The organism is Streptomyces sp. NPDC048434, from assembly GCF_043200375.1.
GTDB lineage: Bacteria > Actinomycetota > Actinomycetes > Streptomycetales > Streptomycetaceae > Streptomyces.
Genome location: NZ_JBICXQ010000024.1, coordinates 85,410 through 106,723 on the forward strand (window position 1 = coordinate 85,410; position 21,314 = coordinate 106,723).

20 protein-coding genes and 2 pseudogenes are annotated in these 21,314 nt (G+C 72.1%); 9 read left to right on the plus strand and 13 right to left on the minus strand.

Annotated features, from left to right (window positions below):
- Positions 1–62: 62 nt before the first annotated feature.
- From otsB to ACGFWI_RS26605, 3 genes are all read right to left on the minus strand, one after another.
- Positions 63–974 (minus strand): trehalose-phosphatase, encoded by a 912-nt coding sequence (gene otsB, locus ACGFWI_RS26595; protein WP_393908547.1) that lies wholly within the window; start codon positions 972–974, stop codon positions 63–65.
- A gap of 98 nt (positions 975–1,072) precedes the next feature.
- The gene (locus ACGFWI_RS26600) at positions 1,073–1,369 is read right to left on the minus strand and encodes a DUF3263 domain-containing protein (protein ID WP_393908548.1); all 297 of its coding nucleotides are present in this window, start codon (positions 1,367–1,369) and stop codon (positions 1,073–1,075) included.
- Between the two features lie 97 nt (positions 1,370–1,466).
- Positions 1,467–2,687: an ABC transporter substrate-binding protein gene (locus ACGFWI_RS26605; RefSeq protein WP_393908549.1), complete on the minus strand. Its 1,221-nt coding sequence runs from the start codon at positions 2,685–2,687 to the stop codon at positions 1,467–1,469.
- 312 nt (positions 2,688–2,999) lie between these two features.
- Between ACGFWI_RS26605 and ACGFWI_RS26610 the strand changes: the two genes are divergently transcribed.
- From ACGFWI_RS26610 to pfkB, 3 genes are all read left to right on the plus strand, one after another.
- Positions 3,000–3,926: an ROK family protein gene (locus ACGFWI_RS26610; RefSeq protein ID WP_393908607.1), complete on the plus strand. Its 927-nt coding sequence runs from the start codon at positions 3,000–3,002 to the stop codon at positions 3,924–3,926.
- On the plus strand, positions 3,926–5,137 hold the full coding sequence (gene nagA / locus ACGFWI_RS26615) for an N-acetylglucosamine-6-phosphate deacetylase (protein WP_393908550.1): 1,212 nt from the start codon (positions 3,926–3,928) through the stop codon (positions 5,135–5,137). The genes ACGFWI_RS26610 and nagA overlap by 1 nt, the downstream gene beginning before the upstream one ends.
- A gap of 197 nt (positions 5,138–5,334) precedes the next feature.
- A complete protein-coding gene (gene pfkB, locus ACGFWI_RS26620) occupies positions 5,335–6,270 on the plus strand; it encodes a 1-phosphofructokinase (protein ID WP_393908551.1) in 936 nt (311 codons plus the stop codon).
- Between the two features lie 605 nt (positions 6,271–6,875).
- Here pfkB and ACGFWI_RS26625 read toward each other — a convergent pair.
- Together ACGFWI_RS26625 and cdgB are read right to left on the minus strand one after the other, a co-directional pair.
- A complete protein-coding gene (locus tag ACGFWI_RS26625) occupies positions 6,876–7,781 on the minus strand; it encodes a carbohydrate-binding protein (protein WP_393908552.1) in 906 nt (301 codons plus the stop codon).
- A gap of 261 nt (positions 7,782–8,042) precedes the next feature.
- Complete coding sequence (gene cdgB / locus ACGFWI_RS26630; protein WP_393908553.1) at positions 8,043–9,716, minus strand: diguanylate cyclase CdgB; 1,674 nt, start codon at positions 9,714–9,716, stop codon at positions 8,043–8,045.
- Positions 9,717–10,144: 428 nt separating this feature from the next.
- Here cdgB and ACGFWI_RS26635 point away from each other — a divergent pair, with 428 nt between their 5' ends.
- On the plus strand, positions 10,145–10,645 hold the full coding sequence (locus tag ACGFWI_RS26635; protein WP_393908554.1) for a flavin reductase family protein: 501 nt from the start codon (positions 10,145–10,147) through the stop codon (positions 10,643–10,645).
- A 38-nt stretch (positions 10,646–10,683) separates the two neighbouring features.
- Here the strand turns inward: ACGFWI_RS26635 and arfB are convergent, their stop codons facing one another.
- Positions 10,684–11,112 carry an alternative ribosome rescue aminoacyl-tRNA hydrolase ArfB gene (gene arfB / locus ACGFWI_RS26640; protein WP_393908555.1) on the minus strand — a complete coding sequence of 143 codons (429 nt, stop codon included), beginning with the start codon at positions 11,110–11,112 and terminating at the stop codon, positions 10,684–10,686.
- Positions 11,113–11,314: 202 nt separating this feature from the next.
- Between arfB and ACGFWI_RS26645 the strand changes: the two genes are divergently transcribed.
- Positions 11,315–11,890, plus strand: coding sequence for a TerD family protein (locus tag ACGFWI_RS26645; protein WP_393908556.1), 576 nt, complete (start codon positions 11,315–11,317; stop codon positions 11,888–11,890).
- 114 nt (positions 11,891–12,004) lie between these two features.
- On the opposite strand, the gene ACGFWI_RS26650 is transcribed toward ACGFWI_RS26645, so the two are convergent.
- On the minus strand, positions 12,005–12,274 hold the full coding sequence (locus ACGFWI_RS26650) for a helix-turn-helix domain-containing protein (RefSeq protein WP_393908557.1): 270 nt from the start codon (positions 12,272–12,274) through the stop codon (positions 12,005–12,007).
- 84 nt (positions 12,275–12,358) lie between these two features.
- On the opposite strand from ACGFWI_RS26650, the pseudogene ACGFWI_RS26655 reads away from it, so the two are divergent.
- Positions 12,359–12,751: pseudogene (locus ACGFWI_RS26655) on the plus strand (M24 family metallopeptidase); the annotation flags it as partial.
- An 85-nt stretch (positions 12,752–12,836) separates the two neighbouring features.
- A complete protein-coding gene (locus tag ACGFWI_RS26660) occupies positions 12,837–13,334 on the plus strand; it encodes a hypothetical protein (protein ID WP_393908558.1) in 498 nt (165 codons plus the stop codon).
- Positions 13,335–13,399: 65 nt separating this feature from the next.
- Here ACGFWI_RS26660 and ACGFWI_RS26665 read toward each other — a convergent pair whose 3' ends face one another.
- From ACGFWI_RS26665 to ACGFWI_RS26690, 6 genes and pseudogenes are all read right to left on the minus strand, one after another.
- Complete coding sequence (locus tag ACGFWI_RS26665; protein ID WP_393908608.1) at positions 13,400–14,044, minus strand: pentapeptide repeat-containing protein; 645 nt, start codon at positions 14,042–14,044, stop codon at positions 13,400–13,402.
- Positions 14,045–14,236: 192 nt separating this feature from the next.
- Positions 14,237–15,340, minus strand: a complete 1,104-nt coding sequence (locus tag ACGFWI_RS26670; RefSeq protein ID WP_393908609.1) for an aminopeptidase P family protein — start codon at positions 15,338–15,340, stop codon at positions 14,237–14,239.
- Positions 15,341–15,415: 75 nt separating this feature from the next.
- Positions 15,416–16,716: pseudogene (locus ACGFWI_RS26675) on the minus strand (NAD(P)/FAD-dependent oxidoreductase).
- A 5-nt stretch (positions 16,717–16,721) separates the two neighbouring features.
- A complete protein-coding gene (locus tag ACGFWI_RS26680; protein WP_393908559.1) occupies positions 16,722–16,916 on the minus strand; it encodes a ferredoxin in 195 nt (64 codons plus the stop codon).
- Positions 16,917–16,978: 62 nt separating this feature from the next.
- Positions 16,979–18,178, minus strand: coding sequence for a cytochrome P450 (locus tag ACGFWI_RS26685; protein ID WP_393908560.1), 1,200 nt, complete (start codon positions 18,176–18,178; stop codon positions 16,979–16,981).
- Positions 18,175–18,870: a DUF3159 domain-containing protein gene (locus ACGFWI_RS26690; protein WP_393908561.1), complete on the minus strand. Its 696-nt coding sequence runs from the start codon at positions 18,868–18,870 to the stop codon at positions 18,175–18,177. The genes ACGFWI_RS26685 and ACGFWI_RS26690 overlap by 4 nt, the downstream gene beginning before the upstream one ends.
- A gap of 205 nt (positions 18,871–19,075) precedes the next feature.
- Here ACGFWI_RS26690 and ACGFWI_RS26695 point away from each other — a divergent pair, with 205 nt between their 5' ends.
- Together ACGFWI_RS26695 and ACGFWI_RS26700 are read left to right on the plus strand one after the other, a co-directional pair.
- Complete coding sequence (locus tag ACGFWI_RS26695) at positions 19,076–19,804, plus strand: response regulator transcription factor (protein ID WP_393908562.1); 729 nt, start codon at positions 19,076–19,078, stop codon at positions 19,802–19,804.
- 1 nt (position 19,805) lies between these two features.
- Positions 19,806–21,239 (plus strand): sensor histidine kinase, encoded by a 1,434-nt coding sequence (locus ACGFWI_RS26700; RefSeq protein ID WP_393908563.1) that lies wholly within the window; start codon positions 19,806–19,808, stop codon positions 21,237–21,239.
- Positions 21,240–21,314: the final 75 nt, after the last annotated feature.

Below are 21,314 nucleotides of genomic sequence, written 5' to 3' on the forward strand. Positions count from 1 at the left end.
AGGCCGTGACCGTACGGCCACGGCTCTTCAGGTCGAGCATGCTGCGGCGCGCGAGGGCACCCTCAGGAGCGCGCGCCCTGGCCCTCGTCCAGCCGGTCGGCCAGGGCGGCGAGCAGCCCGACGACCCCGGTCGGGCCGTCGACCACCAGATCCGCGCGGTCGGCCAGCTCGGCGACCTCGTTGCTGCCGCTGCACACCAGGACACCGTTGAGGCCGTCGGAACGCAGCTTTTCGACGGCGGCGAAGGCCGCCAGGTCCCCCAGGTCGTCACCGGCGTAGAGGACGGTGGCGGCACCGGTCTCGCGGACCCAGTCGGCCAGGGCGACGCCCTTGTCCATGCCCGGCGGGCGGAGCTCCAGGACGAGACGGCCCGGCTCGACGATCAGGCCGTGGCGTTCGGCGAGCGCGGTGAGCGGGCCGCGCAGCCGGTCGAAGGCGCCCTGGGGGTCGCTGGCACGGCGGGTGTGTACGGCGATGGCGCGGCCGCCCTTGCGCTCGATGGCGGTCTCGACCCAGGTGCCGTGCCAGACGCCGGAGGCGTCCAGGACGCCGGGGAGCTCGCCCTGTATGGCGGCGACGCCGGGGTGCGGCGCAGGCGCGTGGACGGTGCCGGTGGCCGCCTCCCAGCGCTCGGCGCCGTAGTGGCCGAGGACGGTGAGATGGTCCAGGCCCGGTACGTCGGCGAAGCCGCCGAGGCGGACCGCGACGGTGGCCGGGCGGCCGGTGATCACCGCGGCGGCGCGCAGCCGGGGCACCAGACGGCCGAGGGCGGCGACGGCGCCGCCATGGGCACGGGCCTTCTCCGGGTCGGGGACGATATCGGCGAGGGTGCCGTCGAAGTCGAGGGCGATGACGGCGCGTTCCGGGTGGGCCAGCAGCGCGGCGAGGCCGTCGCGGCCGGCAGGGGTGCGCGGGGCCGGCACGGATCCGGGTGTCGGCTGGGAGTGCGGCGCGGCGTTCGGGGGGCTGCCCATGGCGCCGACCCTACCGGGGTGGAACGGGCGCCGGGGGGAGCTCCCGGCGGCAGGGCGAGGGTGCACGGGCGCATCGGGGCGGCGGCCGGGCGCCCGCGTCAGCGGCGGGCGCGGCGGGCGTCCCGGACACGGCGCAGGCGGTTGACCGTGACGGGGTCGTGGGCGAGCGCCCGGGGGTCGTCCAACAGGGCGTTGAGGAGCTGGTAGTAGCGGGTCGGGGAGAGGCCGAGCCGCTCGCGGATGGCGCGCTCCTTGGGGCCGGGACCCGGCCAGGAGCGCCGCTCGACGGCGAGCACCGCCTCGTCGCGGGCGGAGAGCCCCGCCAAGCTCTCACCGGCCCCGGTACCGCCGCCCGGACCGGCCGGGCCGCCCGTGCCTTCCGTACCGCCTGTCATCACGCTTCCACGATAAGCGCACGGTCGGACAACGCCCGGCCCGTCGCCCCGGCCGGCACCGGCCCGGCCGCCCGCCCGCACCCCCGCGTCCCCACCGTCATTCGCCGGTGTTGTCCGCCGCGTCCGCGGTGTTCTGGATGTCGGTGAGCACCCCGGCCGGGTTGCCCCGCGGTCCGACCGCGGCGCCCATCTTCGCCTTGACCGTCTTGGAGATGAGTGGCCACGAGGTCTTGTTGGCCGGGTAGAACTCGGCGTTGGCGAGCTGCTTGAGGAAGCTGTGCAGCTTGGCGTACTTGTCGTCGGCCAGCATCGCCTGCGAGGCGAGGCTGGTGACCGGCAGCAGGCCGTAGTCGCCGGAGAACTTCTCGACGTTCTTGTCGCTGTAGACGAAGTCGAGGAACTTACCTACCTGGGCGCGGTGGCCGCCCTGCTTGAACGCCATCATCCAGTCGGCAACACCCATGGTGGCCTTGGCCTTGCCGTGGGCGCCGGGCAGCTCGATGCTGCCGTAGTCGACGCCCTTGGCCGCGGCCTGCTTCATCAGGGTGGGGTGGCCGTTGAGCATGCCGACCTTGCCTTCGGCGAAGCCCTGGAAGGCGTCCTTGCGGTTGAGCTTGGCCGGGTCGGTGCCGGTCAGGCCCTTGCCGACGAGGTTCTCCTTCAGCCAGTTGAAGGTCTTGACGTTCTCCGGCGAGTCGATCGTGTACTTGCCGATGCTGTCGGTGTAGCCGCCGCCACCGCTGAGCATCCACTGCATCGTCTCGGCCTGGGTCTCCTCCCGGCCGAGCGGCAGCGCGAAGGGCATCTTGACGCCGTGGGCCTTCAGCAGCTGGGCGTCGTGGGCTATGTCGTCCCAGTTCTGCGGCGGGGCGGTGATGCCGGCCTGGGCGAACAGCTTCTTGTTGTAGAAGAGCCGGCGGGTGCTGGCCCCGAAGGGCATGCCGTACTGGACCCGTTCGTACTCGCCGGCCTCCGCGAGAGAGGGGATGAAGTTGCTCTCGGTGGTGACGTTGAGCAGCTTGTCGACGCTGTAGAGCTTGCCCTTGGCGGCGTAGTCCGCGTACGCGCCGGTCTGTGCGAGGTCCGGGGCGTGGCCGTCCTTGACCAGTTGCTCGACCTTCTTGTCGACGTCCGTCCAGCTGTAGACCTGGACATCGACCTTGATGCCGGGGTTCTTCTTCTCGAAGGCGCGGACGAGTCCGTCCCAGTACTGCTGGGAGCCGTTGGACTTGCTGTCGCCGTAGTCCGCCGCGATCAGCTTGAGGGTGACATCGCCGTCGCCCGAGCCGAGGCCACAACCGGTAAGAGTCAGTGTCATGGAAGTGGCGATCGTCGCCGCCGCCAGGCTCAAGTACCGCCGCTGCACCGCTGTTACCGCCCTTTGTTCTGAAATTCCGTGCTTGCCGGGTATTACCCCGCCGTCTCAGGGGTCCCCCTCCAACGGCATGAACAGCGAGTCTCCCCCGCGCTCTTTACAAGGTCTACACCACCCCCCGTTTACCGGAGGTACCCCCTCCGCGCCGTTCACTCCGTGCGATCCACCCGGTGAGTGGACTAGACCTTTCGGGCCGGATCGCGCAAAACTGTTCCCGTGAGACACGTCATCGCCCTTGATGTGGGCGGCACCGGCATGAAGGCCGCCCTCGTAGGGGTGGACACGGCGCCTTCCGGGGGGACAGCTGCCGGTCCGCCCGTTCTGCTCTACGAGGCACGGCGCCCCACCGGCCGCGAGCGGGGCCCCGACGCGGTGGTCGAGGCCATCCTCGGCTTCGCCGCCGAGCTGCGCGACCTCGGCGCGGCCCGCTTCGGCGTCCCCGCCGAAGCGGCCGGCGTCGCCGTCCCCGGCATCGTCGACGAGCACTCCGGCACCGCCGTCTACGCCGCGAACCTCGGCTGGCGGGACGTACCGATGCGGGCGCTGCTGTCCGAGCGGCTCGGCGGGGTGCCGGTCGCCCTCGGCCATGACGTCCGCACCGGCGGCCTGGCCGAGGGCCGGATCGGCGCCGGCCGGGACGCCGACCGGTTCCTGTTCGTACCGCTGGGCACGGGGATCGCGGGCGCCATCGGCATCGGCGGCCGGATCGAGGCCGGGGCGCACGGCAGCGCGGGCGAGATCGGCCACATCGTCGTGCGGCCCGGCGGACGCGTCTGCGGCTGCGGTCAGCGCGGCTGTCTGGAGACGCTGGCCTCGGCCGCCGCGGTCGGCCGTGACTGGGCGGCGGTCTGCAACGACCCGCAGGCCAGCGCGGCGGACGCGGCCAAGGCCGTGGAGTCCGGCGACGAGCGGGCCCGCGCCGTCTGGCAGAACGCCGTGGACGCCCTCGCCGACGGTCTGGTCACCGGCCTCACCCTGCTCGACCCGCGGACGCTGATCATCGGCGGCGGGCTCGCCGAGGCGGGCGACACGCTGTTCACACCTCTGCGGGAAGCGGTCCGCCGCCGCGTTACCTTCCAGCGGCTCCCCTCGATCGTTCCGGCGGCCCTGGGGGACGCCGCCGGGTGCCTGGGCGCAGGACTGCTCGCCTGGGATCTTCTCTCCACGGAGGTAACCGCCTGATGGCACAGCAACAGTCCGCGCAGCGGCCCTCGGACCCCGGGCGCACCGTTCTGGCCGGCGCCCGGGTCGCCCGGCCGTCCGGCGTCGTCGAGCGCGGCCGGATCACCATCGAGGGCGGCCGGATCGGCGATGTCCACAGCCGTGACCCCGAACTGGACGAGGCGGCGTCCGGACGCGTCGTGGACCTCTCGGGCCACCTCATCGTCCCCGGCTTCGTCGATATGCATGTGCACGGCGGAGGCGGCGGCTCGTTCTCGTCCGCCGACCCCGAGGAGTGCATGACGGTGGTGGAGACCCACCGCAGGCACGGCACCACCTCGATGCTCGCCTCCACCGTCACCGGCGAACTGGCCGACCTCGCCCGGCAGGCCGCGGTGCTCGCCGAGCTGGTCCAGCAGGGCGAGCTGGCCGGTATCCACTTCGAGGGCCCGTTCATCTCCGCGCAGCGCTGCGGCGCCCACCAGCCGGAGCTGCTGCGCGACCCGGACCCGGCCGACGTCCGCAAGCTCATCGGCGCCGCGCACGGCACCGCGGCGATGATGACCGTCGCGCCCGAACTGCCCGGCGGCCTGGAGTCCGTACGGCTGCTCGCCGACGCCGGGGTGATCGCTGCCATCGGCCACACCGACTCCACCTACGACGCCACGCGTCAGGCCATCGAGGCCGGCGCCACCGTCGCCACCCACCTCTTCAACGCGATGCCCGCGCTGGGCCACCGCGCGCCCGGCCCGGTCGCCGCGCTCCTGGAGGACGAGCGGATCACCGTCGAGCTCATCAACGACGGCACCCATCTGCACCCCGCCATCCTGCAGCTCGCGGTCCGCGAGGCCGGCGACGGTCGGGTCGCGTTCATCACCGACGCCATGGGCGCGGCCGGTATGAACGACGGGATGTATCCGCTCGGCCCGATGCAGGTCGAGGTCAAGGACGGGGTCGCGCGGATCAGCGAGGGCCCCACGGCCGGTTCGATCGCCGGCTCCACCCTCACCCTGGACCGGGCCTTCCGACGCGCCGTCACCCTCGACGGCCTGACCATCGACCAGGCCGTACAGGCACTTTCGGCCACCCCGGCCCGCCTCCTGGGCATCGACGGGCGCACCGGCTCCCTGCAGACCGGCAAGGACGCCGACCTGGTGGTGCTGGACGCCGCGTACGACCTGGTGGGGGTCATGCGCCGGGGCGAGTGGCTGGTTCGTCCGGCGGGCGTCTGACGCACGTACCGGCGGCGGGCAGCCGCACGGCCGGCCGGCCCTCCGGCCGGCCCCGGAGCATCCGGCGGCGTTCCCGGGTCTGGGCCAACCACCACCGGCGATGGCATGATCGCTCGCGCACTTGTCCGTATGCCGCCGCCGCGTGCGCGGTTGTCCGACGCCCGGCCGCCCGGCCATGACTGCCCGGAGGGGCGACCATGATCCTCACGGTCACGCTGAACGCCGCCCTGGACATCACCTACCGCGTTCCCCAGCTCCTTCCGCACACCACGAACCGGATCACCGAGGTGTCCGAACGCCCCGGCGGCAAGGGCCTGAACGTCGCCCGGGTGCTGGCCGCGCTCGGCCACCGCACGGTCGCCACCGGCTTCGCGGGCGGCGGCACCGGCGAGGCGCTGCACGCGCTGCTCGCGGAGACCGAGGTCACCGACGCACTGGTGCCGGTCGGCGGCGCCACCCGCCGCACCGTCGCCGTCGTCGACGCGAGCAGCGGGGACACCACCCAGCTCAACGAGCCGGGCCCGACCGTCTCCCCCGCCGAATGGGACACCTTCCTCGGCACCTACCGCGAACTGCTGGGCGAGGCACGGGCGGTGGCCCTGTGCGGCAGCCTGCCGCCGGGCGTTCCGGTCGATGTCTATGCCCGCCTCACCCGCGCCGCGCGCAGCGCCGGCGTCCCGGTCCTGCTGGACACCAGCGGCGAACCGCTGCGCCGCGGCCTGGCCGCCCGCCCCGACCTCGCCAAGCCCAACGCCGATGAACTCGCCGCCCTCACCGGCAGCACCGAACCACTGCGCGCCGCCCGCGACGCCCGCCGCCGCGGCGCCCATGCGGTGGCCGCCTCACTCGGCCCGGACGGCATGCTCGCGGTGACCGCCGACGGCACCTGGCAGGCCACCCCGCCACGGCGGATCGCCGGCAACCCGACCGGCGCCGGCGATTCCGCGGTGGCCGGCCTGCTGTCGGGGCTGGTGGAGGAGCTGCCCTGGCCGGACCGGCTGACCCGCGCGGTGGCGCTGTCCGCGGCGACCGTACGGGCCCCGGCAGCGGGCGAGTTCGACGCGGCTACGTATGAAGAGCTGCTGCGGACGGTGAGGGTGGCAGCGCCTCCGCCGGAGGCACGCGGTAGGTGAAGTAACTTCCCTTCAATTGCGTTGGCCTATATGCACGTTGTGGCGAGATTCTCGGACGGTTAGCGTCGCCTCACCTTGATCATTATCTCTGGGAGGCAAAGATGAAGACCACGAGGAAGCTCGCACGCATCGCGGCGACCGGGGTGGCCACACTCGGGATCGTGTCCGCCATGGGCGCCACCGCGACGACGGCCGGCGCAGTTGCCGCGGACCGAGCCGGTGTTTGGGCAGTGGACGGGCATTCCTTCACCATCCGAGCCGGCGCAAGCACGTCATCAGCCAAGCTCGCGACCATCAGCAACCCTGAAGCGAAGGTTGCTTGCACTCACACCCCGTGCGTAAGGAACAACAACGGCGGTTCCTACACCTGCTGGCGTGGGGGCCCGTCGGACAACGATTGGCTCAAGGTCGTCTGGGGCAACAGGTCGGGGTGGGTCGCCGCTGCCTGCGTGGAGGGTGGCCGTATCTAGTCCGACCGAGCGGAGGCCACGTTGGGCGAGAAGGCGTATCCCTCACGCGTGGGGAGCTCGACCGTCCAAGTGGCCGACGTGCCTTCCCTGTTGAGCGTCATGGGGCCGCCTCTCAGCGGCGCCGCCACCGGCCCGTCAGCGCCTGGCCAGCCACACCTTGTCCAGGTTCACATCGCACTGGTTCCCACTCTCGCAGGACAACTTGACGGTGTTGGTGCCCTTGTTGAGCTGCACATACGACCAGGTCCTGGTCCAGCCCTTCTCCCAGGAGCCTTCCGGGGCGTGCGCGAAGTTCCCCATGTTGATCGGCCGGCCGTCCGCAGCGCCGTTCACGTTCAGCGTGAGGTTGGCGTCCTTGCCGGGAACGCCGTAACCGACCCAGAGCTTGTACTTGCCGGGAGCCTTGACATCAACCGTCCACGTGGCCGCCGCGCCGGGGGTGCTCATGCCCCCCACATACGTCCCGCCGGGCGAGCGCGCGCCCGGGACGTCCTTCGCCGTCGTCGCCCCGCCGTCCAGCCGCAGGCTACCCGCGTCCTGCTTGGGCAGCTTGCCGGGAGCGGGCTTCTTGGGCTTGTCACCGGGGGCCACCGTGTCACCGGCCGTCGGACCCGGCTTGCCCGCGGTGTCCTTGTTGTTCTTGCCGTTGGTGAGCATTGCGACGCCGATGCCTATGCAGACCACCGCGACCACCGCGACGGCGCCGATCAGCAGGCCGTTACGGCCGCGGCGCGGCTCCGGGCCGCCGTTGCCGGGGGCCGGGACGGAACGCGTACGGTCACCGCCGGGCAGCGTTTCCGGGGCGGCGTAGTGGGCGTTCTGCTGCCCGTACGTCACCTGCTGCGGGGCCTGCTGCCCGTACTGGCGCTGGCCGACCGTCCGCACCTGGTTGTAGGAGGTACGCGGGACGCCCGGCTGCCGCGCCGCCGCACCGTCGCCCGACGGGCCCGCCGCGCCGCCCTCGCCGCCTTCCGAGCGGTAGAGGTAGCCGAACGGGTCGTCGTTCTCCGGCGTGTCCGCGCCGTTGTTGCCGGCCGTCATTCCGTGTCACTCCCAAGCGATCTGTGCGCGTCTGTACGCGTCTGCCCGCGTGCGCTGTCGTCTTCTGCGCGAACTGTCTTTCGGGCCCCCGTCGGCGCCGCGCCGCATCGGCGCAGCCTACCCCCTCAAGGCCTGCACACACCGAGCCCGGAGGGCCACAAGATCGCTACGGATCGGTGAACTGCTGGTGCGGGGGCCGGAGCGCGCCCGGTGTGAGATACGCGGCACCGGGCCGGGCCGTCGCGGCGGGCAGCCGACTGCTCAGCCCGCCGCCCGCCGGTTCGCCTTCGAGCGGGAGCGCTTCTCGACGTACATCCGCTGATCGGCCGACTCCAGCACTTCCTCGGCCGACATCCCGCAGCTCGCCCAGCCGATGCCGAAGCTGGCACCCACCCGGACCGCCCGGCCCTCCACCCGGATCGGCGGGATGATCGCGTTCCGCAGCCGGACCGCGAGGTCCTGGGCGTCGGCGGTGCCGAGGCCGTCGGCGAGCACCACGAACTCATCGCCGCCGAGCCGGGCGACCGTATCGCCGTCCCGGACGCCGCTGGTCAGCCTGCGGGCGACCTCGATCAGCACCGCATCGCCGGTGTTGTGCCCGAAGCGGTCGTTGATCGACTTGAAGCCGTCGAGATCGCAGAAGAGGACCGCGAGCCCCTTGGAGCCGTCGTCGGCCGGACCGTCCGCGGGGCCGGCGAGATGGACGTGGTGGTCGAACGGGGCCGGGGGCCCGCCCTCGAAGCCGTCGAGCCCGTCGAACGGCTCCTTGCCGTCCGGCCGGAAGCCGTGCGGATCGCGGGAGGCGGAGCCGAGGCCGCCCGAGGAGGCGTAGGCGTCCGCCATCGAGCCCGGCGCGCGCGAGCACAGCCGGGCGCCGAGCCGGGCCCGCAGCTCGGCGCTGTTGGGCAGCCCGGTCAGCGAATCGTGGCTGGCGCGGTGCGCGAGCTGGAGCTCGTGCCGCTTGCGCTCCTCGATGTCCTCGACGTGGGTGAGCAGGAATCGGGGCCCGTCGGCGGTGTCGGCGACGACGGAGTTGCGCAGCGAGACCCACACGTAGGTGCCGTCCCTGCGGGCCAGCCGCAGCTCGGCGCGGCCACCCTCGGCGGAGGTGCGCAGCAGCGTGCCGATGTCCTCGGGGTGGACCAGGTCGGAGAAGGAGTAGCGGCGCATCCCGGAGGCCGGGCGGCCCAGCAGCCGGCACAGCGCGTCATTGGTCCGTAGCAGCCGCCCGTGCTCTTCACCGCCCATTTCGGCCACGGCCATCCCGCTCGGGGCGTACTCGAACGCCGCCCGGAAGCTCTCCTCGCTGGCGCGCAGCGCCTGCTGCTCGCGCTCCAGCCGGACCAGGGCGCGCTGCATGTTCGCCCGCAGCCGGGCGTTGCTGATCGCGATGCCGGACTGGAAGGCGTACATCTGCAGGGCTTCCTGGCCCCAGGGGCCCGGCCGCCGGCCGTTGCGCGGCCGGTCGACGGAGATCACTCCGAGCAGCTCGCCGCCGGTCGCCGTGGTGTACATGGGCGCGAAGAGGCGGTCCATGGGGTGCCACTCGTCGTGGAACCGGGGCGCGGGTCCGGCCGTGTGCCACTGCGGTACGTCGTCGTCATCGAGCACCCAGCCCTCGGTGTGCGAGATGAAGCAGAGGTCGCCCCAGCGCTCGCCCATGGACAGCCTGCGGTCCCAGGAGGTGCGGGAGCCGACCCGCCCGGCCATCAGCGCCTCGGCGCCCGCGCTGCCGGCGACCGCGGCGACCACGAGATCGCCGTCGGGGCGGACGAGATTGACCGCGGCCAGCTCATAGCCGAGCCCGGTGATCGCGCCGTCGGCGACCGTCTGCAAGGTGTCCGCGAGGCTGCGTGCGGTATTCAGCTCGGCGACCACTTGGTGCAGCTGCCGCAGGGTCGCAAGACGGACGTATGGCTCCGACTCGGTCTCCATCGCTCGCTCTCCCTGAGACCTCGACAGCAAACTCCACGATTCTTTGTCGTCCGATTCCCAGCTCACTGAATCACAGTGAGCTGTTCACCCGGTACACAGGGTCAACAATTAGCGCCTGCTGTGACTCAAGTCACAAACCCTGCGGAACGTTTGGCGATCTTCCATCAATCCGAAAGGGGAGCGCGCCTTCATTATTTCTACACTTCCTGAACGCAAATTTCCCGAACGTTCCGGACTTCCGTCGTCAGACCTAGGACGCGGGTGGTCCCCGGGCCCGATGCGCGCCGGGGGCGGGCGAAGTTAGCGTTTATGGCGTGTTCACGAAAAGCCCTGCCGATGCGGCGGCCTCCGAGGCCGCCGCTCCTTCCGCGCCCGCCGTCGCCCTCACCTCCGTGCCGGGCGGCCCGCCCATCCCGCATTCTGTTGGGGTGAGTGACGACGAATTCCGTGCCGCACTGTCCCGCCTCGCCGCCGGCGTGGTGCTGATCACCGCCCACGACCCGGACGACGGGCCGCGCGGCGAGGACGTCGGCATGACCGCCACGGCGTTCCTGTCCGTATCCCTCGACCCGCCGCTCGTGATGGTGAGCGTTCGCAACGACTCACGGATGGACGACCTGCTGGAGCTGCAGCCGCTCTGGGCCGTGTCGGTGCTCTCGGGACATCAACGGCAGATTGCCGGACGGTTCGCGATGAAGGGCCGCATCAGCGACCGGCTTCTCTTCGAGGACATTCCGTCCGTACGGGGCGAAGTGTCCGGCGCTCCGCTCATCGGCGGCGCGCTGGCGACCCTGGAGTGCCGCACCGAGCAGCGGGTCGCGGCCGGCGATCACACGCTCGTCATCGCCCGCGTCCTGGCCACGACGCTCTCCAGCGACGACGACGGGCCGCTGACGTACTTCCGGGGGAAGTACCGGCAGTTGGGGTGAGTCCGGAGGGCACGGGCGGCCGGGGGCGGCGGGGGCGGTCAGCCCCAGTCGCGGCCCGAGCGGCCGCGCTTGGTGTCGCCGCGCTGCTTCTTCTCGCGCAGCCGCCGCTCATTGATGCCCCGTGGGATCCGTGACTTACGGCGCGGCTTGGGCGGTGGCGCGGTGGCCTCGGCCAGCAGCGACGCCAGCCGGACGGCGGCGGTCTCGCGGTTGCGCCACTGCGAGCGGTGCTCAGAGGCGCGTACGGACAGCACGCCGTCGACCAGCCGGCCCGCCAGCCGCTCCAGGGCGCGCTCCTTCCACACGGGCGGCAGTGCCTGCGTCTTGTCGAGGTCGAAGCGCAGCTCGACCTGGCTGTCGCTGGTGTTGACGTGCTGGCCGCCCGGACCTGAGGAACGCGAGAAACGCCATACGAGCTCGGCCTCTGGAAGAGCGACCGAACCGCGGATGACATAGGGCCCGGACATGAGTCCTATGATCCCGCGTGTCACCGGGCCCCGTCACCCGCTTTTCGGGGTCATCGCCGGACGTCCACATCAGGATTCGGCAAAGAGAGTAAAGACTGCTGGAACCTGGCGGTCCCCTGATGGCGTTGTGGTGGGTGACGGTAGCTTCGTCCGCAGTACGGAGCCCGACGCTTCGACGAGTCGACAAGGAAAGGGACATCCCATGGCTGTAAGCCTGTCCAAGGGTGGCAACGTCTCGCTCACCAAGGAGGCACCGGGCCTGACCGCCGTCACGGTCGGCCTTGGCTGGGACGTCCGCACCACCACCGGCACGGACTTCGACCTCGACGCCAGCGCGATCGCGGTCAACCCCAGCGGCAAGGTCTACTCGGACCAGCACTTCATCTTCTTCAACAACAAGGCCACGCCGGACCAGTCGATCGTGCACACCGGCGACAACGTCACCGGCCAGGGCGAGGGCGACGACGAGCAGATCAACGTCAACCTGGCGGCGCTGCCGGCCGACATCGAGAAGATCGTCTTCCCGGTCTCGATCTACGACGCCGAGAACCGCAGCCAGAACTTCGGCCAGGTGCGGAACGCCTTCATCCGCATCATCAACCAGGCCGGTGGCGCCGAGATCGCCCGCTACGACCTCAGCGAGGACGCGGCCACCGAGACGGCCATGGTCTTCGGTGAGCTGTACCGCAACGGCGCGGAGTGGAAGTTCCGCGCGGTGGGCCAGGGCTACGCGTCGGGCCTCGTCGGCATCGCGCAGGACTTCGGCGTCAACGTCTGAGCCACGCCTGCAACCTGGCGCGGCCAGGTCAGCGCAACGGAGGGCCGGTTCCCCATGCGGGGGCCGGCCCTCGGCGTGTTCGAGGGGGCCGCGGTGGGCGCTGTGCGGCCCCGCTCAGGCGACCGCGTCCTCGGCCGCCCCGGGGGGCACGGCCAGCACCGCCACCTCGTCCAGTGACAGCCCGAGCGTGCCGGCCAGCGCGGCGACCGTGAAGAACGCCGGTGTCGGAGCCCGGCCGGTCTCGATCTTCCGCAGCGTCTCGGCGGACAGCCCCGCCGCCGCCGCGACCTCGACCATGCTCCGCTCGCCGCGCGCCCTGCGCAGCAGCGCGCCGAGCCGCTCACCGCGTTCGCGTTCCCAAGGAGTCAGTGGAGTGCGCACCATGCCCGTGACACTAATACCGGTAAAGAAATACCGCCCGGGCTGCCGCTGTGCGGTGCGGGCGGGGACGAGCGGGAGGTCGTACACATGGTGGAGATCAAGACGGATGCGGCACTGGACGCCATGCGGGTGGCGGGCCGGGTCGTCGGCGACGCGCTGGCCGCGGTGCGTGCGGCGGCCGCCCCGGGCGTGCGGCTGCTGGACCTGGACGAGGTCGCCCGTGCGGTCCTGCGCGAGGCCGGCGCCGACTCACCGTTCCTCGGCTACCACCCGTCCTTCGCCCCCACCCCCTTCCCCGCCGTCATCTGCGCCTCCGTCAATGACGCGATCGTGCACGGCATCCCGGACGGGTCCCGGCTGCGCGACGGCGACCTGGTGAGCATCGGCTGCGGCGCCCTCGTGGACGGCTGGGCCGGCGATGCGGCCATCAGCTTCACGGTCGGCACCGCCCGCGCCGAGGACCAGCGGCTCATGGACACATGACGTAGCCGGGAGGGCGGGGGACGGGCGCCGGCGAGGCGGATGCGGGCGCCTGTCCGCCGCACCGGCGTGACACCATCAAGACGTGATCGACCTCGGCTACTCCCTCTCCCGCCGCTTTCCGGATCCGCCGCAGACGGACTACCGGACCGCGGACGTGCGCACGCTGCGCCATGACCTCTTCTGCGGCGATGTCTACCTCGCCGACACGAAGAAGGACCGCGAGCTGTCCACGGCCTGGGGCTGGGTACCGGTCCTCGACTTCGCCTGGGCGCTGTGCGACATCGTCGAGCAGCTCGACACCGACCCCCGGGGCAACCGCTCCGCCCGCCCGGTCCACGCCGAGCTGGACTTCACCGAATCCGCGGACCGGATCTTCTTCGAGCGCCGCTTCGGATGGGTGGACGTGGATGCCGACTGGATGTCGGCCGACGAGGCCCCGCTCACCTTCAACCACTCCGCGCTGCGCCGCGAGGCCCGCGACTTTCTGCACGACCTGATCGCCGACCTCACCGATATGCACGACGGCCTCGACGACAACCCGGCCATCTGGGACCTCCAGGCCCGCTTCCCCCGCATCTGAGCACCGGCAGGGCCGGCCAGGGAACTTGCCGTCATCCCCTGATCCGCAGGACAGGCCCGGACGGCTCACTCCACCCGCACCCCTGCCTGCGCCGCGAACGCCGGGGCCAGATCGAGCAGTTGGGACGCGCTGATCACCGCACCCGACAGCCGCTCGATCCCGCGCGCGATATCCAACGCGGCCGCACCCCGCAGATCGACGTCCTTCATCCGCACCTCGGAGAAATCCACCCGCGCCAGGGTGCAGTCGTCGAACGTCACCCGCTCCAGCTCGGCCCCCGCGAAGTCCGCCTCGACCAGCACACACCCCTCGAAGGCGACATCCCGCAGCTTCGCCTTCCGCAGATTCGGGAAGTCGATCTTCCCGCCACGCACCACGACGCGCTCCAGCACCGCACCGTGCAGCTGCGTCCCGCCGAGCCGGGCGTCCGACACCTCCACATCGCGCAGGGACGCCTGGGAAAAGTCCGTGCCGACCCCCCGCACCCCGCTCAGCACGCTGTCGATGATCCGCGCCCGGCTGAGCACCGTCTCGTCGAGCGTGCACCGCCGTACCGCGCAGTCCATGAAGCGCGCGCCGCGCGCCGACTGCCCCGCCCAGTCGGCGTCCGCGAACTCCAGCCCGTCGTAATCCCCCTCGGTCTCCAGCTCCGCGCCGTCGTACGCCGCCAGCTCCGGCAGTCGCACCTCCGGCCGCCGCACCGCCCGCACCGTCTCCTTGCCGCGCCCTGCCACGCGATCACCGCCTTCCCTGCCGGCCCTACCGGTCCGCCGTGCCTGTCCACGCCTGCACACCCCATCGTGAACCACACCACTGACAACGCGGCCCTGACCTGCAGAAACACCCGGTTCATCGACGGCTTGCCCAGGCCGCGGCCGTCCTCCGCCGAAGCGGCCGGGGCCCTACCGCACCACCGCCATCCCCCGCGCCGTCTCGTTCAGCCGCCGCCCGCCCGACTCCGTACACGTCACGATGTCCTCGATGCGGACCCCGAACCGCCCCGGCAGATAGATCCCCGGCTCGATCGAGAAGCACATCCCGGGCACCAGCGGCAGATGCTCGCCCTCCACCAGATACGGCGGCTCGTGCGTCGTCACCCCGATGCCGTGCCCGGTCCGGTGGATGAAGTACTCGCCGTACCCGGCAGCCTTGATCACCTTCCTGGCCACCCGGTCGATGTCCTGGCACGCGACGCCCGGCCGCACCGCCTCGAACGCCGCCTGCTGCGCCTCCCGCACGATGTCGTGCACCTTGCGCTCCTCGGCGCCCGGCTCCCCGACGTGCACGGTCCGCGACGTATCCGACCCGTACCCGTCCTTGAGGCCACCGAAGTCGAGCACGACCATGTCGCCGTCCTCGATGACCCGGTCCCCGGCCTCGTGGTGCGGATTGGCGCCATTGGGGCCCGACCCGACCACCGTGAAGTCCACCTGGCTGTGCCCGTGCTCGGTCAGCAGCCGCGCCAGATCCGCCGCCACGTCGGACTCCCGCCGGCCGCCGAAGCGCACCCGCAGGATCCCCTCGTACGCCGCATCCGCGGCGGCGCCGGCCGCGGCCAGCCGCGCCACCTCATGGGCGTCCTTGACGGCGCGCAGCATCGGCAGCGCCTCCGTCAGCGCGGCGTAGCCGGCCCCCGGCAGCGACCGCTGCAGCCCCAGCAGATGCAACGCCCATGTCGAGTCGGACACCCCGTAACGCCCTTGCGGATCCACCCACTTGGCGACCTCCGCATACGGTTCCGAGCCGTCGGTCCACCCCGACACCTCCATCGCCGGCGCCCCGGGCGAGCGCTCCGCATCGGGGTACTCCAGTACGGGCACCAGCAGCCGCGAGCGCCGCCCCGGCTCGATCACCAGGGCGGTCAGCCGCTCGGTCGCCGCGGGCGGCCGGTAACCGCACAGCCACAGCAGATCCGGACCCGGCGTCACGATCAGCCCGGCCAGCCCGGCGTCGGCGGCGGCCCGGCCCGCCCGGTCCATCCGCCGCTCGTAGTCCTCGTGCGTCATCAAAGTCACCATGCCGGTGAACTTACGCCGCCACGCCCCTCCCGGCTCGTCAAAACCCCTCCCCCACCGACCCCTTCACCCCTCCAGTTCACCGTCCCGGTCGCCCCTACGGCTCATCCCCCGGTAGGCCCTGCCAGGTCGCCCCGCCACCTCCCCCTCCCTCCTCGGCTCACCCGGCGCCTCCGGTTCACCGCTCAGCGCCGTGCGCGGCGCCTGCTCGCCGATGTGGCCGCGGTACGCGCGCAGGGCGCGTGCGCTGTTCCAGCCGAGCGCGCCCACCACACGGCCGCGGTCCCGGTAGAGCGCGACGAACCGGCCCTCCTGGGGATCGCCGTCGACGCAGGTGATCCGGGCGCCCTCGGGGCAGCGGCCGTAAAACTGGATCTTGGCGTCGTACTGGTCGGTCCAGCCGAACGGGACCGGCGCGTAGGGCACCGCGCCCCCGGGGCCGGCGAGCAGGTTCCTGGCGACGGCGAGGGCCTGTGCGGTGGCGTTCGTGCGTTGTTCGAGGCGGACGCGGTCGCCGGTGGCCGGGTGCGGCCAGTTGGCGACGTCGCCTGCCGCATAGATCCCGGGCGCGGCCCGGCAGTGGCTGTCACGGCGCACCCCGTCCCCCAGGGGGATGCCGGAGCCGGCCAGCCAGTCGGTGGCCGGCACCGAGCCGATCGCGACCACGACCACATCGGCGGGGAGGTGGGTGCCGTCGTCGAGCACCACCTCGGTGACCCGGCCGCTCCCGCCGGTCAGGCCGGTGACCCCGCGACCCATGTGCAGCCGGACCCCGTGGTCCCGGTGCAGACCGGCCACCAATCCGCCGACCCAGGTGCCGACTTGCCCGGCCAGCGGGGTGGGCGCGACATCGACGAGCGCGACGTCCAGGCCGAGCCCCCGTGCGGTGGCGGCGATCTCACTGCCGAGGAATCCGGCGCCGATCACCACGACCCGCGGCCGCCCAGCAACTGCGCACGCAGCGTAAGGGCGTCGTCGAGGGTGCGCAGCACGTGCACACCGGCCAGGTCGTGGCCGAAGGGCAGCCGGCGTGGCCGCAGCCCCGTCGCGATGACCAGGCCGTCGTAGGGCAGCCGGTCCCCGTCCGCGAGGGTGACGGTGCGCGCCGTCGGGTCCAGGCCGGTCGCCCGGCAGCCCAGGCGCAGGTCGACGTCCAGGCGCCGGAGGTCCGCTTCCTGGCGCAGCACGGTCGACTCCGGTTCCCGGTGGCCGGCCAGCACCTGCTTGGACAGCGGGGGCCGGTCGTAGGGCGCCCAGAGTTCCGCACCGGCCATGGTCAGCGTCCCGGCGAAGCCCTCGCGCCGGAGGGCGTCGGCCGCGGTGAGACCCGCGGCCGACGCACCCACGACGACGATCCGTTCCCTCACGGGCACTACGTCAGCACCTCGATGGCCAGCGCCGGGCAGCGGGCCGCGGCGTCCTCCACCGAGGAGCGCAGCGCGTCCGGCGGGAGGGCGTCGAGGAGGACGACGATGCCGTCGTCCTCCCGCTGATCGAAGACCTCGGCGGCGGCCAGCACGCATTGCCCGGCGCCGACGCACTTGTCCTCGTCGATGGTGACCTTCATCGGGATTCCCCTTCTCCTGCTTCTCCTGTGGATGCGGTGTCGCGGGGCGGCCGGGGTACCGGCTACCAGGTCACGGGCAGCTCGTGGACGCCGTAGATGAGCATGTCGTCGCGCATCGGCACCTGCTCCGCCGGTACCGCCAGCCGCAGGGTGGGGAACCGGTCGAGCAGCGCGGACAGCGCGGCCTTCATCTCCACCCGGGCCAGCTGCTGGCCGATGCACTGGTGCACGCCGTGCCCGAAGGCCAGGTGCGGGCTGTACGGCCTGCGCACATCCAACTGGTCGGGGTCGCCGGGGAACTGCGTCGCGTCACGGTTCGCCGACGTCAGGGAGGCGAGCACCGTGGTGCCGGCCTCGATCCGGTGGCCGTCCAGCTCCAGGTCTTCCCGTGCCACCCGGCGCAGGCCGAACTGAATGATCGTCAAGTAGCGGAGCAGCTCCTCGACGGCGTTGTCCATCAGCGAGGCGTCCGCGCGCAGCGCCGCCGGCTGGTCCGGGTTGCCCAGCAGGCACATGGTGCCCAGCGCGATCATGTTCGCTGTCGTCTCATGCCCGGCGAGCAGCAACAACGCCCCCACCCCGGCCACTTCCTCGTCGGTGAGCAGACCGTCCTGCACCAGTCCGCCGAGGATGTCGTCGGTGGGGTGGGCGCGCTTGGCGACGACCAGTTGACGGATGTAGCTGTTCATCGCCTGGTGGGCCTCCAGGACCTTGTCCTGACTCGCGTCGAGCCTGAGCAGAGTGCCCGAATTCCGCTGGAAGTCCGCACGGTCGGCGTACGGCACCCCGAGCAGCTCGCAGATCACCAGCGAGGGAATGGGCAGCGCGAAGGCCTGGACGAGGTCGACCGGCCGCGTGGCGGACGCCATCGCGTCCAGCCGCTCGGCGACGATCCGCTCCACCGCGGGGGCCAGCTGCCGCATCCGGCGCACCGTGAACTGGCCGGTGAGCAGCCGTCGGATCCGGGTGTGCTCCGGCGGGTCCATCATGAGGAACATTCCCGGCGGGGGCGGCGGCACCGGTGTGCCGACGGGCGCGGGGGCACCGGTCCGCGCCGGCCGGCGGTTCGCCCCGAACCGCGGGTCGGCGAGCACCGCCCGTACGTCCGCGTGCCTGGTGACCAGCCAGCCGTGCGTACCGTCCGGGAAGGTCACCGGGGTGACCGGTTCCTCTTCGCGCAGCGTCCGGTACTCCTCGGGCGGGTTGAACGGGCAGGTCCGCGTAGTGGGCTGGGGCCGGGTGGCGGGCTGGGTGTCGGTCATCGGACGGTCCTTTCCAGAGGGTGTGACGGATCGGCGCTCATATCGGCGGGCGCGGGGAGGGAGGCGTCGCAGCGGTGCGCACCGACGGCGCGCCGGTAGACGCGCCACCCCAGCAGTGCGCCGAGTGCGAAGACGAGAGGCCCGAAGACATCGACCGAGCCGAGGGCGACGGCCTGGCCGGACAGGAACAGCGGGAGCTGGACGGCCAGCATCAGGACATTGCCGGTGAAGAGGACCAGGCTGCCCTTGGCGAAGGCCCGGCGGCGCACCGCGCAGCGGCGCCACCCGCTCCGCTCCCCCGTGAGCAGCCCCACCATCAGCCCCATCGGCGGCCACCCGAGGAGGATCAGCACCGGCGACGCCACGGCCATCACGCAGTGCAGCACCAGATGCGGGAGGAAGAAGGTGGTGGCCTGCCCGGTCCGTGCGGCCAACGCGCCCTGGACACAGACGAGGCCGAGGATTCCCAGCGCACGCCCCACGGGCTCCCTGCGGACCAGTCGGTGCACGAAGACCCCGGCCCCGACGGCGAAGGCGAGCGTCAGCGCGACGGCGAGCCGGTGCGTGAGGGCGAAGGTCAGGGTGAAGCCGAAGACGGGCGCGATGTCGATCACGGTGCTGCGCAGCCGGTCCCGCACGGCGGTCGGGACGGCGTCCGTACCGCCGGTTTCCTGAGGTGCGGCAGGGTCCACGGGATCTCCAGGCCTCTCGGCGGACGATGCTCGGTCCGGTTTCGTGCCTCAAGAGAAACCGGCCCCGCTGACCCGCCCCGGTCAGCAACCTGACCGTTGCCTGACGGCCTCCGCGGGCCCCGGAGAACGTCCGCCGCCCCGAGGGAACCGGCGGGCGGGGCGGCTCGTTGTCGTCGCAGACTCCATGACCCGATTGGTGCCTGCCATGCCCTCCGCCTCCCCGACGACCGGCGCGCCGTTGCCCCGGGGGACCGGGCAGCGCCTGCTCGTCGTGGATGACGACCCGCGGACGGCGGAGCTTCTGGAGACCACCCTGAGCCTCGCGGGCTACACGGTGGCGAGGGCGGGCTGCGGCGCCGAGGCCCTGCGCGCGTACGAGGCACAGCCCCCGGATCTGCTGGTGCTCGACGTCATGTTGCCCGACCTGGACGGCTTCACCGTGTGCCGGCGGCTGGTGGAGAACGGGGCGCGGCTGCCGGTGCTGTTCCTGACCGCGCGGGATTCCGTCGAGGACCGGGTGACGGGCTTCGCCATGGGCGCGGACGACTACCTCACCAAGCCGTTCAGCCTGCCCGAGCTACTGGCCAGGGTGCATGCCTTGTTGCGGCGGGCCGGCCGGTCCGCGGAGCCGAGCCCGTTGCTGCGCTTCGCCTATCTGACCGTGGACGAGCGCAGCAGGCGGGTGCGCCGCGGGGACCGGCTGATCGCGCTGTCGGCGACCGAGTACAAACTGCTGCGGTATCTGCTCCTCAACGCCGACCACGTGATGTCGAAGGAACAGATCATGGACCATGTGTGGCAGCACCACTTCGGCGAGGGCGTCGTCGAGAAGCTGGTGTCCAGGCTCCGGGCAAAGGTGGACGCGCAGGCCCCTGCCCTGATCCACACGATGCGCGGTTTTGGCTACAGTCTGCGGCTCCCCGGAGGGGGCTGAGATGGCCGGCGCCTGGCGCGGTTCCCTGCGGGCCCGGCTGATGCTCGGGGTCGTCCTGCTGGCGGCCGGCGGCATGGTGGCCGTCAACGCGGTGTCGCTGATCGGACTGCGGCTCAACCTCATCGATGTCGCCGACACCGCTCTCGCCAAGACCCGCGAAACCGTGCAGCACCGGGCCCGCGGCCAGGCGGCCCCCGTCGACGAGGCCGGTCTCAACTCCCTGGTCCCCGACGGCTTTTACCTCGCACTGGTCGACGACCGCGGCCGAGTGGTCGCACAGACACCGGCACGCGACCTCAACGGACAGCTCCGGCCCCGTCCCGACCTGCCGAAGCCGGTCCCGGACGGGTTCGCCAAACAGCCCCTCACCCTGTCGGCGAAGGGCGGGCCCGTACCGCGCTACCGCGCCCTGAGCTTCCCCGTCGGCCCCCACGCCACGATCCGGCCCGCGCCCGGCACCCCGCCCCAGCGGTTCAGCACGGTCGTGGTCGCCAGGAGTCTGCAGCCGGCGGAAGACGTCGTGTACTGGCTGATCGGCGCCGATGCCGCCGCCACACTCGCCGCGCTCGGGGGCATCGTGCTCCTCAGCCGCGGCGTACTGCGGGTGGGCCTGCGGCCGTTGCGGGACATGGCCGCCACCGCAACGGCCGTGGCCGACGGCGACGTCGACCAGCGCATCGAGGTCGCCCGGCGCCACTCCGAGGTGGGCGAGGTCGCCACCGCCCTCAACCGGGCCTTCGACGAGCGGCAGCGGTCCGAGGAACAGCTACGGCAGTTCGTGGCCAACGCCTCGCACGAGCTGCGCACCCCCCTGACCACGATCCGCGGCTGGGCTCAACTGCATCTGCACGGCCTGGCCCGGGATCCCGAGCTGACCGAGCGGGCGATGCTGCGCATCGAGGGCGAGGCCGCCCGGATGCACGCCACGGTCGAGGAACTGCTGCTGCTCGCCCGGCTCGACCAGGGCCGCCCGCTCGCCGACGCACCGGTGAACCTCGGCGCGATCGCCGAGGACGCCGCCACCGATGCCCGTGTCCGCGACCCCGGCAAGCCGGTCACCGTCGAGGTGCAGGGCGAGGTCTTCGCCTGCGGTGACGAGGACCGGCTCCGGCAGGTGCTGCAGAACCTCCTGAGCAACGCGCTGCGCTACACCCCGCCGGGCACCCCCGTGTCCGTGGCGGCGCGTTCACTGCCCGGCGACACGGTGGAGCTGACGGTCGCCGACCAAGGCCCCGGCATGGCCCCCGAAACCGCGGACCGCATTTTCGAACGCTTCTACCGCGGCGAGGAGTCCCGCGATCCGGCCGCCGGCGGCACGGGCCTCGGCCTGAGCATCGTCAAGTCGATCGCCGAAGCACACGGCGGCACGGTGACCGTACGCACCGCACCGGGCAAGGGCAGCACCTTCACCGTCACACTGCCTGCGCCACGGTGAAGGGTCGGCAGGGCTTCCTCGCCACAACTGGCTGCGCCACGGAGAAGGGCCGACGGGCCTCCCAGCCACAACTGC

Bases quoted from the DNA above. Each gene is read 5' to 3' on its own strand.
- otsB (WP_393908547.1), bottom strand. From the start codon at position 974: ATGGGCAGCCCCCCGAACGCCGCGCCGCACTCCCAGCCGACACCCGGA.
- ACGFWI_RS26600 (WP_393908548.1), bottom strand. From the start codon at position 1,369: ATGACAGGCGGTACGGAAGGCACGGGCGGCCCGGCCGGTCCGGGCGGC.
- ACGFWI_RS26605 (WP_393908549.1), bottom strand. From the start codon at position 2,687: ATGACACTGACTCTTACCGGTTGTGGCCTCGGCTCGGGCGACGGCGAT.
- ACGFWI_RS26610 (WP_393908607.1), top strand. From the start codon at position 3,000: ATGAAGGCCGCCCTCGTAGGGGTGGACACGGCGCCTTCCGGGGGGACA.
- nagA (WP_393908550.1), top strand. From the start codon at position 3,926: ATGGCACAGCAACAGTCCGCGCAGCGGCCCTCGGACCCCGGGCGCACC.
- pfkB (WP_393908551.1), top strand. From the start codon at position 5,335: ATGATCCTCACGGTCACGCTGAACGCCGCCCTGGACATCACCTACCGC.
- ACGFWI_RS26625 (WP_393908552.1), bottom strand. From the start codon at position 7,781: ATGACGGCCGGCAACAACGGCGCGGACACGCCGGAGAACGACGACCCG.
- cdgB (WP_393908553.1), bottom strand. From the start codon at position 9,716: ATGGAGACCGAGTCGGAGCCATACGTCCGTCTTGCGACCCTGCGGCAG.
- arfB (WP_393908555.1), bottom strand. From the start codon at position 11,112: ATGTCCGGGCCCTATGTCATCCGCGGTTCGGTCGCTCTTCCAGAGGCC.
- ACGFWI_RS26645 (WP_393908556.1), top strand. From the start codon at position 11,315: ATGGCTGTAAGCCTGTCCAAGGGTGGCAACGTCTCGCTCACCAAGGAG.
- ACGFWI_RS26650 (WP_393908557.1), bottom strand. From the start codon at position 12,274: ATGGTGCGCACTCCACTGACTCCTTGGGAACGCGAACGCGGTGAGCGG.
- ACGFWI_RS26670 (WP_393908609.1), bottom strand. From the start codon at position 15,340: ATGACGCACGAGGACTACGAGCGGCGGATGGACCGGGCGGGCCGGGCC.
- ACGFWI_RS26680 (WP_393908559.1), bottom strand. From the start codon at position 16,916: ATGAAGGTCACCATCGACGAGGACAAGTGCGTCGGCGCCGGGCAATGC.
- ACGFWI_RS26685 (WP_393908560.1), bottom strand. From the start codon at position 18,178: ATGACCGACACCCAGCCCGCCACCCGGCCCCAGCCCACTACGCGGACC.
- ACGFWI_RS26695 (WP_393908562.1), top strand. From the start codon at position 19,076: ATGCCCTCCGCCTCCCCGACGACCGGCGCGCCGTTGCCCCGGGGGACC.
- ACGFWI_RS26700 (WP_393908563.1), top strand. From the start codon at position 19,806: ATGGCCGGCGCCTGGCGCGGTTCCCTGCGGGCCCGGCTGATGCTCGGG.